The following is a 13,618-nucleotide window of genomic DNA, read 5'->3' on the forward strand; positions in this document are numbered from 1 at the left end:
CCGGAAATGGCGTATGCGAGGTCAGCGGAGGGCGTCGAGCACCGCCGCGACCGCCGCCTCGGGGCGGTCCCGGTGAGGGGAGTGCCCCGCACCCTCGATGACGCTCATCGTGACGACCGGGTTGCGCAGGACCTCGGCCGCCAGGTCTCCCGTGAAGATCGAGTGCACCGCGGGGTCGGCGCCCACCACGTGGGTCGGCACGGTAAGAGCGGCCGCGGCGGAACGCACGTCCCACACGGCGTTCTGCACGCTCGTCTGCTCGACCGCCCAGCGGCTCGCCCGCTGCGTCGCCCGGGCCTTCAGCTCGACGTCGATCGGATGCCACTCGGGGTGCGCCGCTCGGACCGCGCCGACGCTCGGATCCGCGAACGACCGCTCCTGGCTCACGCGCACGACCTCGCGGTCGTCTTCCGACAGGGCGATCGCGGGGTCGATCAGCACGAGCCGGCGGGTCCACTCGGGATTCCGAGCCGCGGCGAGTGTCGACGACGCGCCGCCGAGCGAGTGCCCGATCACCGCGTCCCAGGGTCCCCCTCGCTCGGGGAGCGTTCCGGCCAGATCCGCCGCATACGACGACAGGCGGTAGTCGAGGGTGCGCGGTGCATCGCCGTGGCCGCGGAGGTCGACGGCCACGGCGTGCCACCCCGCCTCCGCCAGGGCGTCGCCGTACCGCCACATGAGAGCGCCGTCGGAGCCGAGTCCGTGGGCGAGCAGAACCTGCGGTCCGTGCGGGTCGCCCCACGACAGTCGGGGGAGGGTCACCGGTGTCGACATGGCATCCATCTTGCTCCGTCGTCGCGGCCCGCGGCGGCGCCGCCGTCACACAACGCCCCCAGAATGGATGCCATGATCTCGACCGAGTTGGCCCAGGCCCTGCGTGAGGCGGGATTGGTGTGGCATCCGCGATCGGGCGACCGCTTCCAGCTCGACGAGCCGGAATTCGAGGCCGACGTCTTCACGGTGAGCGACATGACGGTGGAGCCGCGCGATTACCCCACCGGTCGCATCCTGGCCTTCAACGGCACCACCGAATGGGCGCTCGACTCGGTCGCCACCGAAGACGCGCTCTGGCTGCCCTCCGAGTCCCAGCTGCGCGAGATGCTGCGCTCGACCTTCCGGTCGCTGCGTCGTCTTTCCGACACCTACGAGGTCGAGATCTCGATCGGCGGCTCGAGGCTGGTGTTCGATCACCCGGCTCCGGCCGATGCGTACGCGCTCGCGGTGCTCGAGCTGTTGCGGCGCACCCACTGACCCACGGGTCGAGCGGTTCGGATCCGGGATGCCGAGCACCCCGGCATCCGCTCAGGTGATGGTGTGGACCGGCTCGGTGTCGGGGATGGGACTCGCGTCGCGGTGCCGGAGATCGGGGAAGCCGCGCACGAACACCGCCGCGACGACGAAGCCCGCCACCGCGAAGCCCGCCGCGGCGACGTACGCACCGGTCGGGCCGACGCCGTCGACCAGGAACCCCGCGACCGCCGAGCCCGCGGCGGCGCCGATGAGCTGACCGGTGCCGATCCAGCCATAGGCCTCGGCCGTTTCGCTGAAGCGGACGCTCGCCGAGGTCATCGCGAACATCACCGCGAGGGCCGGGGCGATGCCGGCGCCGGCGACGAGGAGGGTCGCGCCGATCCACCACGCATTGAGCGAGAAGACGGTCAACGAGAGGCCCAGGGCCACGATCGCGAAGCGGCGCGCCATCGCCCAGGGGCCGATGGGGATGTGGCCGAACGACAGCCCGCCGGCGAGGCTGCCGACGGCGAAGACGGCGAGGATCAGGCCGGCCTCGAGCCCGCCGTGGTCGAAGGTGGCCACGACGCCCGCTTCGACGGCGGAGCAGGCGCCGATGAGGAGGAACCCGGTCGCGGTGGCGAGGATGACCGGCGGCTTGGCGAGCACCCGGCCGAGACCGCGGCGGCTGCGCGGGATGCGCACGCGGCCGACCTCGGGGCTGAGGATGAACCACGCCCCACCGCCGAGCAGGATGATCACGACGAGGAGAAGACCCGGGACGGTGCCGACCTGCGTCGCCACCAGCGTGATGAGCACGGGCGCGAGCACCCAGATGATCTCTTGGAGGGATGCGTCGAGCGAGTAGAGCGGGGTGAGTCGCTTGGCGTTGACCATCTTGGGGTAGATGGTGCGCACGGCCGACTGCACCGGGGGAGTGGAGAGACCCGCGATGAGACCGAGCGCCATGTAGAGGGGGAGCGGCATCTCGATGAGCGCGAGTGTCGTGATCGCCGCCGCGCACACGAGGAGAGTGACGGTGAGGACACGGCGCATGCCCCAGATGCCCATCCAGCGGCTCGTGACCGGGCCTGCGACGGCCTGGCCGATGCTCGTGGCGGCCAGCACCAGACCCGCCGCTCCGTACGAACCGGTGACGTGCTCGATGTGCAGGAGGACCGCGAGGCTGGTCATGCCATTGGGGAAGCGCGCCGTCAACTGCGCGGCGATGATGCGCCCCACGCCTGGGGTTCGGAGGAGTTCGCGGTAGCCGGCCACCGGATAACGCTACAGCCGACGTCCGACATGCGCCGAGGCACGTTCGTGCCGGGTCGGCGCGACACGCCGCGACACGCCCGTCGGCCATTTCGCTCGCCTGTGCAATGTCGGAACCCCCGTCTACCGTCCGATCTGTGGACAGACGTCGACCGGCGCCGCGAGAACCGCGGAATCGCGCCTGTTAACAAGACTCCGGAAGGGGGGGCGATCTGTGGATGAAATCGTGGACAACCTGTGTTGTACATGGGGAGAGACGGTGGAAAATCACATCGATGTAACTACTACCCCTTGTGGTGCCTTCCGATGTCCGTCCCCATATGTAGTATTGAGGTCCCGGCTGGCCCTACCCGCCCGGACACAGATTTTCCAGGGGAGAGAGAGAACGACATGGCGATCACGGTCTACACCAAGCCGTCCTGCGTCCAGTGCACCGCGACCTACCGCGCACTCGACTCGAAGGGCATCGAGTACAACGTGCTCGACCTGTCCGAAGACCCGTCGGCGCTCGAGCAGGTCAAGTCGCTCGGGTACCTTCAGGCACCCGTCGTCGTCACCGACGAAGACCACTGGTCGGGCTTCCGCCCCGACAAGATCGACGAGCTCGCTTCGCGCCTCGCCTGATCCGGCGACGGGCTCTCAGACCTCCGTCATGAGCACTGTCTTGTCGGCGACCGAGGCTCCGCTGCTGGTCTACTTCTCGAGCGTGTCGGGCAACACCGCGCGTTTCATCGAGAAGCTCGGCAAGCGGGCCGTGCGTATCCCGCTCCGGCCGACCGATCCGCCCCTTCACATCGACGAGCCCTTCGTGCTGGTCACCCCCACGTACGGTGGGGGTGCCGGCCGGGGCGTCGAGAAGGGTGCGGTGCCCAAGCAAGTCATCCGGTTCCTCAACGAGGAACGGAACCGACGCAACATCCGCGGCGTGATCGCCGCGGGAAACACGAACTTCGGCGACGCGTTCTGCCTCGCCGGCGACATCATCGCGCGCAAATGCGGGGTGCCGCACCTGTACCGGCTGGAAGTTTTCGGCACCCCCGACGATGTCGAGCGGGTCAACGAGGGATTGGAACGATGGTGGAAGTTGAGCTGACCGACGTGGACTTCAAGACCGAAGCGCGATTCGAGGGACTGGACTACCACGCCCTCAACGCGATGCTGAATCTGTACGACGCCGACGGCAAGATCCAGTTCGACGCCGACAAGCGCGCCGCGCGGGAATACTTCCTGCAGCACGTGAACCAGAACACGGTCTTCTTCCACTCGCTCAAGGAGCGCCTCGACTACCTCGTCGAGAAGGAGTACTACGAGCCCACCGTGCTCGAGAAGTACTCGATGGACTTCATCCAGGAGCTCAACGACCGCGCGTACGGTGCGAAGTTCCGCTTCGAGACCTTCCTGGGCGCCTTCAAGTACTACACGAGCTACACGCTCAAGACCTTCGACGGAAAGCGCTACCTCGAGCGCTTCGAGGACCGCGTCGTCATGACCGCCCTCGCGCTCGCCGACGGCGACTCGCGGCTGGCCGTGCAGCTGGTCGACGAGATCATCTCGGGCCGCTTCCAGCCCGCGACCCCCACCTTCCTCAACGCCGGCAAGGCACAGCGCGGCGAGCTCGTGTCGTGCTTCCTGCTCCGCATCGAAGACAACATGGAGTCGATCGCCCGCGGCATCAACTCCGCCCTGCAGCTGTCCAAGCGCGGCGGCGGCGTCGCCCTGCTGCTGTCGAACATCCGCGAGGCGGGGGCTCCGATCAAGCAGATCGAGAACCAGTCGTCGGGCATCATCCCCGTCATGAAGCTCCTCGAAGACAGCTTCAGCTACGCCAACCAGCTCGGTGCGCGTCAGGGTGCCGGCGCGGTGTACCTCAACGCCCACCACCCCGACATCCTGCGCTTCCTTGACACCAAGCGCGAGAACGCCGACGAGAAGATCCGCATCAAGACGCTGTCTCTGGGTGTCGTCATCCCCGACATCACGTTCGAGCTCGCCAAGAACGGCGAGGACATGTACCTCTTCTCGCCGTACGACGTCGAGAAGGTCTACGGCAAGCCGTTCGGCGACATCTCGGTCACCGAGAAGTACCGCGAGATGGTCGACGACCCGCGCATCAAGAAGACGAAGATCAACGCGCGCGAGTTCTTCCAGACCCTCGCCGAGATCCAGTTCGAGTCGGGCTACCCGTACATCATGTTCGAGGACACGGTGAACAAGGCCAACCCGATCGCCGGACGCATCAACATGTCGAACCTGTGCTCAGAGATCCTGCAGGTCAACACGCCGACCACGTACAACGAGGACCTCTCGTACGACACCATCGGCAAGGACATCTCCTGCAACCTCGGCTCGATGAACATCGCCCTCGCGATGGACGGCGGCGACCTCGGCCTCACGGTCGAGACCGCGATCCGCGCCCTCACCGCCGTCAGCGTGCAGAGCCACATCGCCTCGGTGCGTTCCATCGAAGACGGCAACGACCGCTCGCACGCCATCGGCCTCGGCCAGATGAACCTGCACGGTTACCTCGCTCGCGAGCACGTCTACTACGGCTCCGAAGAAGGCATCGACTTCACGAACATCTACTTCTACACGGTGCTGTTCCACGCGCTGCGTGCCTCGAACCGCCTCGCGATCGAGCGCGGCACCGCCTTCGACGGCTTCGAGAACTCCACTTACGCGTCGGGCGAGTTCTTCGACAAGTACACCGACCAGGTGTGGGAGCCGCAGACGGCCAAGGCCAAGGAGCTGTTCGCGAACGTCCAGATCCCCACGCAGGACGACTGGCGCGAGCTGAAGGCGTCCGTGCAGGCGCACGGTATCTACAACCAGAACCTGCAGGCCGTGCCCCCGACCGGTTCGATCTCGTACATCAACAACTCCACGAGCTCGATCCACCCGATCGCCTCGAAGATCGAGATCCGCAAGGAAGGCAAGCTCGGTCGCGTCTACTACCCGGCTCCGTTCATGACGAACGAGAACCTGGAGTACTACCAGGACGCGTACGAGATCGGCTACGAGAAGGTCATCGACACGTACGCCGCCGCGACGCAGCACGTCGACCAGGGCCTGTCGCTGACGCTGTTCTTCAAGGACACCGTCACCACCCGCGACATCAACAAGGCGCAGATCTACGCGTGGCGCAAGGGCATCAAGACCATCTACTACATCCGTCTGCGTCAGCTGGCGCTCGAGGGCACCGACATGACCGAGTGCGTCTCGTGCATGCTCTGACCCGCTGACCCCATCGATCAAGGACACAGGAACGACATGGCTGAGAAGCTGCAGTTGCTGAACCACGTGCAGGCCATCAACTGGAACCGCATCCAGGACGATAAAGACCTCGAGGTCTGGAACCGTCTGGTCAACAACTTCTGGCTGCCCGAGAAGGTGCCGCTGTCGAACGACATCCAGTCGTGGAACACGCTCACCCCCGAGGAGCAGACGCTCACGATGCGCGTGTTCACGGGGCTCACACTCCTCGACACCATCCAGGGCACGGTCGGCGCGGTCTCGCTCATCCCCGACGCGATCACCCCGCACGAGGAAGCCGTCTACACGAACATCGCGTTCATGGAGTCGGTGCACGCCAAGAGCTACTCGTCGATCTTCTCGACGCTGTGCTCCACGAAGGAGATCGACGAGGCCTTCCGCTGGTCGACCGAGAACGAGTTCCTTCAGAAGAAGGCGCGCATCGTCATGGACTACTACCGTGGCGACGACCCGCTCAAACGCAAGGTCGCTTCGACCCTGCTCGAGTCGTTCCTGTTCTACTCGGGCTTCTACCTGCCGATGCACTGGTCGAGCCGCGCGAAGCTCACCAACACGGCCGACCTGATCCGCCTCATCATCCGTGACGAGGCCGTGCACGGGTACTACATCGGCTACAAGTTCCAGCGCGGTCTCGAGACGGTCGACCAGGCCCGTCGCGACGACATCAAGGACTACACGTTCTCGCTGATGTACGAGCTCTACGACAACGAGGTGGGCTACACGCAGAGCCTGTACGACTCGGTCGGACTGAGCGAAGACGTGAAGAAGTTCCTTCACTACAACGCGAACAAGGCGCTCATGAACCTCGGCTACGAGGCGATGTTCCCCGCGTCGGTCACGAACGTGAACCCCGCGATCCTCTCGGCCCTGTCGCCGAACGCCGACGAGAACCACGACTTCTTCAGTGGGTCGGGCTCGTCGTACGTCATCGGCAAGGCCGAGGCGACCGAGGACGACGACTGGGACTTCTGAGTTCTGTCGGCGGCTCTAGCTGCCATCCCTGAGGAGGGCCCCCGCGAACACGCCGGGGCCCTCCTGCGCGTGAGGGGCCGGACACAGGGCGTCTCGAAGAGAAACGTCCATCACCCGCGAGATGGGCGACGGACAGCCCGCGCGGCGACGAGGGGCCCGAGAACGGCGGCCGCCGCGCCCAGCAGGCCGAGGCCCAGAACCAGCGCAAGACCTCCGGGCCGCTGGTCGGCCGGCGGGGGGACCTCCAGCGTCAGCGCCTCGTCGTGCGCGGCCACGATCTGCCCGGGGGCGAGGCGCGAGATCGCGGCGACGGGGTCGACCACGCCGGCTCCGAGCGACGGGTCGGTGCTCGCTCCCTCCGGAAGCGGTCGAGTCGGCGCATCGGCCGTGGCCATCAGGCGCTGGATGACGGCTGCGACGGTGAGCGTGGGGTCGTCGGCCCGGACGAGGGCCGCGGCACCGGCGGCGTAGGCGACGGCGAGGCTCGGCTCGTCGCCGACGACGTGCCCCGCGCCGTCCGGCACGGCACCCACGAGACCGGTAGAGGGGGCCGCGATATCCGGCGCGGCACCGAGCCGGGACGCCTCGACGCCGCCGTCCTCGCCGAGGGGCGCGACCGACAGCACACCGTCGAGGCGGGCCGGGTAGGCCGCCGCGTCCGTCATCGGGGAGCCTGCCGCGGCGACGACGAGGACATCGGCGGCGACCGCCGCCTGCACGGCCTGTTCCAGCTCGGGAGAACTGGTGGTCGCCGTGAGCGGGACCGCGATCACCCGGGCGCCCTCATCGACCGCTGCCGTGATACCCCGTGCCAAGAGAGTCGGCAGCGCGTCGACGAGCGCGATGTCGTCGGGATCGTCGGTGATGCGGACGGGAAGGATCGTCGCCCCCGGTGCGAGTCCCACGAACTGGGTGCCCTCGACGGCGTGCCCGGCGATGAGGGAGCCGACGAACGTGCCGCGTCCGTAGCAATCGCTGTCGGCGGGACCGCCCGCCAGGTCGACACCCGGCAGCACCTGACCCTGCAACGACGTCGCCGCCGCGCTGACCCCGGTGTCGAGCACGGCGACGACGACGTCGCCCGTCGTGCGAGCCCACGCGTGCTCGGCGCCCATCCGCTTCTGCCCCCACGAAGCGCCCTCGATGACCGGCGAACCGGCCGAAGCCGCGCACGACGCCGCGGCTGCCGCGGGAAGGCTCGGCAGTGCGACAGCCGGCAGCCCCGCCGCGAGGGATGCCACGGCGACGATCGCGATGCGTCGGAGCGTGCGCCTCGTGCGGTCGAGGCTCATTGCGGCGGCTCCGTCCAGCCGATCTGCAGACCGGTTCCCCCGCGTCGCGTGAGAAGGGACGCGCGTCCGGCCGGCAGCGGCCTGCCCCGGCCCGGCGAGAACGTCATCGGCTCGGATGCGGGCATCGAGAGCGTCAGCTCGGGTGTGTTCGACTCGTGCAGGCGTCGGATGACGGCATCCATCGCCGTTCTGCTCGAGCCCGCGCCCGCCCGGGCGAGGACGAGGTGCAGTCCGATGTCGCCCGCCTGCGGGATGAGCTCGACGAGCGGCGCGAGTGGGCCAGACATCCCCCCGCCCAGCAACAGGTCGTAGTCGTCGACGAGCACGAAGAACTCCGGGCCGCTCCACCAGTCCCGCCGACGCAGCTGCGCCGGTGTGATGTCGGCGCTCGGTACGCGGCCGCGCAGTTCGGCGACGAGCTTCGCGACCACCTGCTCGGTGGCCGAGGTCGAGAAGGCGGTGGCGAATTGATAGTTCTCGGGCGCCGACTCGACGATGCCGCGGCGCGGGTCGATGACGACCATCCGCACGTCGTCGGGCGCATACGCGTCGACGACGCCGCGCGCGATGAGGCGAAGGGCCCCGGTCTTGCCGCTCGCCGAGTCGCCGACGATGCTCAGGTGCGGCTTCAGCGCGAAGTCGTGCCACACCGGCTGCAGGTCCTGCTCGCCGTGCCCGAGCGCGATGATCGGGCCGGGCAGCGTCGGAGCGGGCAGCACGGCGGCGTCGAGCACCGCGGGCAGCATGCGCACCGGCGGGGCGACGGGACCGTCCCACGCCTCGTCGAGGGCCTCGCCGAGACCTCGGGATGCCGCGGCGAGCCCCTCCACCGAGGTGTCGCCGTCGATGCGCGGCACGCCGGCGAGGAAGTGCATGCCGTCGACGGTGATGCCGCGTCCCGGCAGCTGCGGCACGGTCGCCGCCTTGCGCATGCCGTGGACCGAGTCGATCGGGTCGCCCAGCTTCAGCTCCACGCGCGTTCCGAGCTGGTCGCGCAGCGAACTGTGCACGTCGGTCCAGCGGCTCGTCGAGATCATGACGTGCACGCCGTAGGCCAGGCCCTGCCGCGCGATTTCCCGCAGCGTCATGTCGTGCTCCTCGAACTCGGCGCGCAGGGCCGCCCAGCCGTCGACGACCAGGAAGACGTCGCCGAACTGCTGTTCGGCGAGCTCCCCGGCGGCGCGCTTCGCGCGGTACTCGGCCATGCCTTCGAGAGCTGCGTCGGTGAAGAGCTGTTCGCGGTCGCGGAGCAGGGTGCGCACTTCCGCGATCGTGCGGGCGACGTGCTCGGCCTGGCGGCGGGTGGCGACACCGCCGACGTGGGGGAGTCCTTCGAGCGTCGAGAGCCCGCCGCCACCGAAGTCGATGCAGTAGAACTGCACCTCGGCCGGGGTGTGCGTGAGCGCGAGGGCGCTGACCATGGTGCGCAACAGCGTGGTCTTGCCGGATTGGGGACCGCCGGCGATGCCGACGTTGCCGCCGGCGCCGGCGAGGTCGATCTCGTAGAGCTCGCGCGTCTGCTCGTACGGCTTGTCGACCACGCCGATCGGCACACCGAGGTGTCCGGAGCCGGTCCAGCCGATGGCGTGCAGTCCGCGGGCCGGATCGACCAGCAGCGGCGGCAGGAGCTGATCGAGCGTCGGCGGCGCGGCGAGCGGCGGCAACCAGACCTGGTGAGCCGGGGGCCCGAAGCCGACGAGGCGGTCGACGATCATCGACATGACCGTGTCGTCGACCCCCGGCGATGCCCCCGTGGGGGCGGGTACGGCGGCCGTTTCCTCTGGCATGGGCAGCGACGTGTCCTCGACCACGGGGGGCGCGACGCGCGGCGCCTGGAAGACGACGACCTGCTGGCGCACTTCTTCCTGTCGCTCTTCGCGCGTGCGCCGCCGGTAGGTGCCCGAGACGTACGCGGCTTTGAACCGTGTGAGCGTCGCGACGTCGCTGCGGAGGTACCCGTTGCCGGGCGCGTTCGGCAGTTGGTGCGCGTCGGGGACGCCGATGACGCTCCGGCTCTCCATCGCCGAGAACGTCCGCAGGCCGATGCGGTAGGACAGGTGGCTCTCGAGTTTCGTCATGCGGCCGTCCTCCAGTCGCTGGCTGGCCAGCAGGAGATGCACACCGAGGGAACGTCCCAGTCGTCCGATCATGACGAACAGCTCCGCGAAGTCCGGATTGGATGCCAGGAGCTCACTGAACTCGTCCACGATGACGAACAGCGTCGGCATGGCCTCGAGTGGCGCGCCCGCGAGCCGCGCCTTCTCGTGCTCGAGCAGCGACGAGTAGTTGCCGGCCGCGCGCAGATACTCCTGCCGCCGGTTCAGCTCACCCGCCAGGGCATCCTGCATACGGGTGACGAGCGTCGCCTCGTCGGCGAGGTTCGTAATGAGCGCCGAGACGTGGGGCAGCTCGTCGAGGCCCAGGAACGTCGCGCCCCCCTTGAAGTCGACGAGAACGAAGTTCAGGGTTTCGGACGAGTGCGTCATCGCCATACCGAGCACGAGCGTGCGCAGCAGCTCGCTCTTGCCGGAGCCGGTCGCTCCGATGAGCAGGCCGTGCGGCCCCATGCCGCCCTGGGCGGCCTCTTTGATGTCGAGATGCACGGGGTGTCCGCGCTCATCGACGCCCAGCGGGATGCGCAGGCGCGTGCGATCGAGGCCTTCGCGCAGAGAGCTCGCGGGGGACCACTTGTCGACGTCGTCGATGCCGAGCAGCGTCGGCAGCTCGAAGTCGGACACCATGGGCTCGCTCGCATCCGTCGAACGGCCGCCCGCACGGTACGGGGCGATCACGCGAGCGAGCGCCGTCGCGGCGGCGATGCTCATGGCATCCGGAACGCACAACAACGAGCGCTGCACGCCCTCGGTGCGATCGCGGCGGAGCATGTGTACGGCATCCGTCCGCACGTCCAGCAGCAGGCCGGACGTGTCGTTCTCGTCCACCTCGATGCCGAGGGTGATCGCGGTGGTGCAGCGGTATCCGCCCGACGTGATGCGCGACCCGGGCACGGGGGCGATCCCGTCGAAGACGACGAGATGGTAGGGCTCTTCGGCGGTGGGAGAGGCGCCGGGCTCGAAGCGGGAGCGCCCGTTGATGTCGGCGTCGATCAGCTCGATGAACTCGGCGACGTCCGTCGCGAAGAGTCGCGCGGATCCCGCTCCGTCCTGGCCGCTCGGGTGCTGCGCGTGCGGCAGCCACTTCGTCCAGTCCCAGTCGGCGGCGCGCTCCGGTGTTGCACAGATGGCGACGCGCAGCTCATCCGGCGCGTGCGTCGTCACCGCTTGAGCCACGAGCGCCCGGGCCATGCTCCGCGCGGCATCCGCGTCGCCGGTGAGCCGGATGTCCGCGAGACGACGCACGAACAGGGAGACGGGAAGGTCGGGCACCGACCCGTGCACGGCGATGAAGCGCCGCAGCGCTCGCGCCGAGAGGGGCTCCAGATCGGCGATGGGCTTGGTCGATAGTGGCGTGATGCGCTGACTGAGGCTGTGGGACCCGGTGCCGATGCGCAACTCGCCGAAGTCCCCGTGATTGCCGCGACGCTCCCACAGACGCGCGGTCATCGCCATGTTCGACAACGACGCCGGGTCGGGATGCCGCCACATCAGGGAGGCGCGCTGCTGCGCGGCCGCACCTCGGACCTTCCCGCGCATCTGCCCGAGGTAGCGGAGGAAGTCGCGGCGGTCGCCGCGCACGGTGGTCCGGCGTTCAGCCGCGGCCCGGGTGAGCTGCACCAGCACCATGAGCACCGCCAGGGCGAGCATGCCCAGGAAGAGCCCGACGGCGAGGGCGGGATTGCGCTCGCCGAGGAAGACGAGCATCATCACCCCGCTGATGAGCATCATCGGCACCATCATGAGCATCGTCAGCGGGTCCTTCGGCTGCAGCTCGGGCAGCGAGGGCGGCTCCTGCAGCTCGATGTCGCCCGAGGGCAGCTCGGGCGGCTTCTCTCTCTGCTGCCTGCGGAAGGGGATGGTGCTCATGTCGGCTCTCCTCGCTGCATGTGCGTCACCCCTTCCACGGCTGTCCCCCCGTGTGTGGTTCATCGCGCCGCGGCGGAGGTCGTGCTCCCCCGATGAACCCTCGCCTCGTCGTGGCGCGTGTGCAGTGCATGACGACGCTTGATCAGCGCACAGCACCCGGCACGATAGAGGACCCCCGGCGGGCCGAGGAGCCCTTCGTCGCCGCGAGCACCGGCGATATGTGCCGGCTCAGCGTCGTCGGACCGACCTCCCGCGTCGAGCTCGCCGTCCCGTCGCACATCCCGATCGCGGAGTTGCTGCCGACGATCGTGGGTCATCTCGACCCGTCGCTCGCCACGCGGGGCCTGGACCACGGAGGGTGGGTGCTGCAGCGTCTCGGCCACGCGCCGCTCGATGAGGACCTGGGTACGGCATCCGCAGGACTCCTCGACGGCGACGTGCTGTTCCTGCGCCCGCGCGCAGCCGCGCTCGCCCCGGCGCAGTACGACGACGTCGTCGACGGCGTGCAGTCGGTGCTCGACGCGCGCGATGACGACTGGTCGTCCAGGTCGACGCGCCGCGCGGCTCTGGCCGCGACCGCGGTCGCCTCCGTGGCGGCCGTCGTGGTCGCCGGCGGTGCCGGCACGATCGCGCCCCTCATCGCCGGGACGCTCGCCCTGGTGCTGCTCGCCGCGGGTGTTCTCGTCGGGCGGCTGTGGGACGACCCGATCGGCGCACTCCTGACCGGTGTGGGCGTCATCGCGGCCGGCGTCGCGGGGGCGACGCTGCCCGCCGCCCTGTTCCCCGGTACCGAGGTCTCGCCGCTGGCGACCCTCGCGACGGGAGCCGCCCTGTGGGGCGTCGCGGCGGGTGCGGCCGCCTACGCGCGCGGCGGCGTGCGTCCCGTGTTGCTGGCCTCGGCGGGCGCGGCCATGTTGGCGGTCTCCGCCCTTTCCCTGCCGCTCGTCCTGGGTCTCGACCTGGCCGCTGCGTCGGCGATCCTCGTGGTCCTCGCGCTCGGTCTGGCGCGCGGCATCCCGGGGCTCGCCGCCTGGATCGGGGGACTGGCCGTCGACTCGGTACCGCTTTCGACGGCGGAGTTCCAGACCGGCTTGGACGCGGTCCCGGCCGACGACGTGCAGCGGCGCGCGACGGTCGCACACGAGACGGCCACCGCCCTGTGGATCGCCTGGGCCGCCCTGCTGTGCGCCGCGCTGATCGACCTCGCGCTGGTCCGCGAATGGACCTGCGCGGCCCTGACGGTCGCCGCGAGCGTCGGCGTCGTGCTGCAGGCGAGAGAACTTCACGCGACGCTCCAACGCGGTGCGGTGCTCGTCGCGGCCGCGCTGCCGGCGGCGGTGCTCGGTGTCGCGCAGGCCGTGCCCCTCGACCCGGTGTGGCAGATCCTGTCCGTCCTCCTGCTGGTCGTCGTCGCCGCCAACGCGTGCGTGCTGGCCCTGGTGCTTCCCCGCACGCGTCTCGCGCCGACCTGGGGGCGCGCCGGCGACGTCCTGCACTGGTGCTGCGCCGTCGCCGTCCCCGGTCTGATGCTCGCCGTGGCCGGTCTCTTCGACTGGATCGCGGACATCGTGTGAACCATCCGCGGCCGTGCGGCCG

10 protein-coding genes are annotated in these 13,618 nt (G+C 69.2%); 6 read left to right on the forward strand and 4 right to left on the reverse strand.

The genetic code is table 11. The features are described from left to right. Positions 1–21: 21 nt before the first annotated feature. Positions 22–774 carry an alpha/beta fold hydrolase gene (locus J2X55_RS15735; RefSeq protein WP_115920935.1) on the reverse strand — a complete coding sequence of 251 codons (753 nt, stop codon included), beginning with the start codon at positions 772–774 and terminating at the stop codon, positions 22–24. Positions 775–846: 72 nt separating this feature from the next. Between J2X55_RS15735 and J2X55_RS15740 the strand changes: the two genes are divergently transcribed. Next, positions 847–1,251 carry a pilus assembly protein CpaE gene (locus tag J2X55_RS15740; protein ID WP_115920933.1) on the forward strand — a complete coding sequence of 135 codons (405 nt, stop codon included), beginning with the start codon at positions 847–849 and terminating at the stop codon, positions 1,249–1,251. Between the two features lie 51 nt (positions 1,252–1,302). On the opposite strand, the gene J2X55_RS15745 is transcribed toward J2X55_RS15740, so the two are convergent. Further along, positions 1,303–2,508, reverse strand: a complete 1,206-nt coding sequence (locus tag J2X55_RS15745; RefSeq protein ID WP_115920931.1) for an MFS transporter — start codon at positions 2,506–2,508, stop codon at positions 1,303–1,305. Between the two features lie 387 nt (positions 2,509–2,895). On the opposite strand from J2X55_RS15745, the gene nrdH reads away from it, so the two are divergent. Genes nrdH through nrdF form a run of 4 tightly spaced genes read left to right on the forward strand, consistent with a single transcriptional unit; the run spans position 2,896 to position 6,747 of the window. After that, the gene (gene nrdH, locus J2X55_RS15750; protein ID WP_058625194.1) at positions 2,896–3,129 is read left to right on the forward strand and encodes a glutaredoxin-like protein NrdH; all 234 of its coding nucleotides are present in this window, start codon (positions 2,896–2,898) and stop codon (positions 3,127–3,129) included. A 28-nt stretch (positions 3,130–3,157) separates the two neighbouring features. After that, the gene (gene nrdI / locus J2X55_RS15755) at positions 3,158–3,598 is read left to right on the forward strand and encodes a class Ib ribonucleoside-diphosphate reductase assembly flavoprotein NrdI (RefSeq protein ID WP_115920929.1); all 441 of its coding nucleotides are present in this window, start codon (positions 3,158–3,160) and stop codon (positions 3,596–3,598) included. Beyond that, entirely contained in the window at positions 3,580–5,736 is a 2,157-nt protein-coding gene (gene nrdE, locus J2X55_RS15760; RefSeq protein WP_115920927.1) for a class 1b ribonucleoside-diphosphate reductase subunit alpha, read from the forward strand. Before nrdI ends, nrdE begins: the two co-directional genes overlap by 19 nt. Before the next feature lie 36 nt (positions 5,737–5,772). Further along, positions 5,773–6,747 carry a class 1b ribonucleoside-diphosphate reductase subunit beta gene (nrdF, locus tag J2X55_RS15765; protein ID WP_074696716.1) on the forward strand — a complete coding sequence of 325 codons (975 nt, stop codon included), beginning with the start codon at positions 5,773–5,775 and terminating at the stop codon, positions 6,745–6,747. 110 nt (positions 6,748–6,857) lie between these two features. Here nrdF and J2X55_RS15770 read toward each other — a convergent pair whose 3' ends face one another. Both J2X55_RS15770 and eccCa read right to left on the reverse strand, forming a co-directional pair. Beyond that, entirely contained in the window at positions 6,858–8,039 is a 1,182-nt protein-coding gene (locus J2X55_RS15770; protein WP_309824560.1) for a S8 family serine peptidase, read from the reverse strand. Next, positions 8,036–12,022: a type VII secretion protein EccCa gene (eccCa, locus tag J2X55_RS15775; RefSeq protein WP_309824562.1), complete on the reverse strand. Its 3,987-nt coding sequence runs from the start codon at positions 12,020–12,022 to the stop codon at positions 8,036–8,038. Before eccCa ends, J2X55_RS15770 begins: the two co-directional genes overlap by 4 nt. A gap of 128 nt (positions 12,023–12,150) precedes the next feature. Here eccCa and eccD point away from each other — a divergent pair, with 128 nt between their 5' ends. Beyond that, positions 12,151–13,596: a type VII secretion integral membrane protein EccD gene (eccD, locus tag J2X55_RS15780; RefSeq protein WP_309824563.1), complete on the forward strand. Its 1,446-nt coding sequence runs from the start codon at positions 12,151–12,153 to the stop codon at positions 13,594–13,596. Positions 13,597–13,618: the final 22 nt, after the last annotated feature.

Source organism: Microbacterium sp. 1154, from assembly GCF_031455375.1.
Taxonomy (GTDB): domain Bacteria; phylum Actinomycetota; class Actinomycetes; order Actinomycetales; family Microbacteriaceae; genus Microbacterium.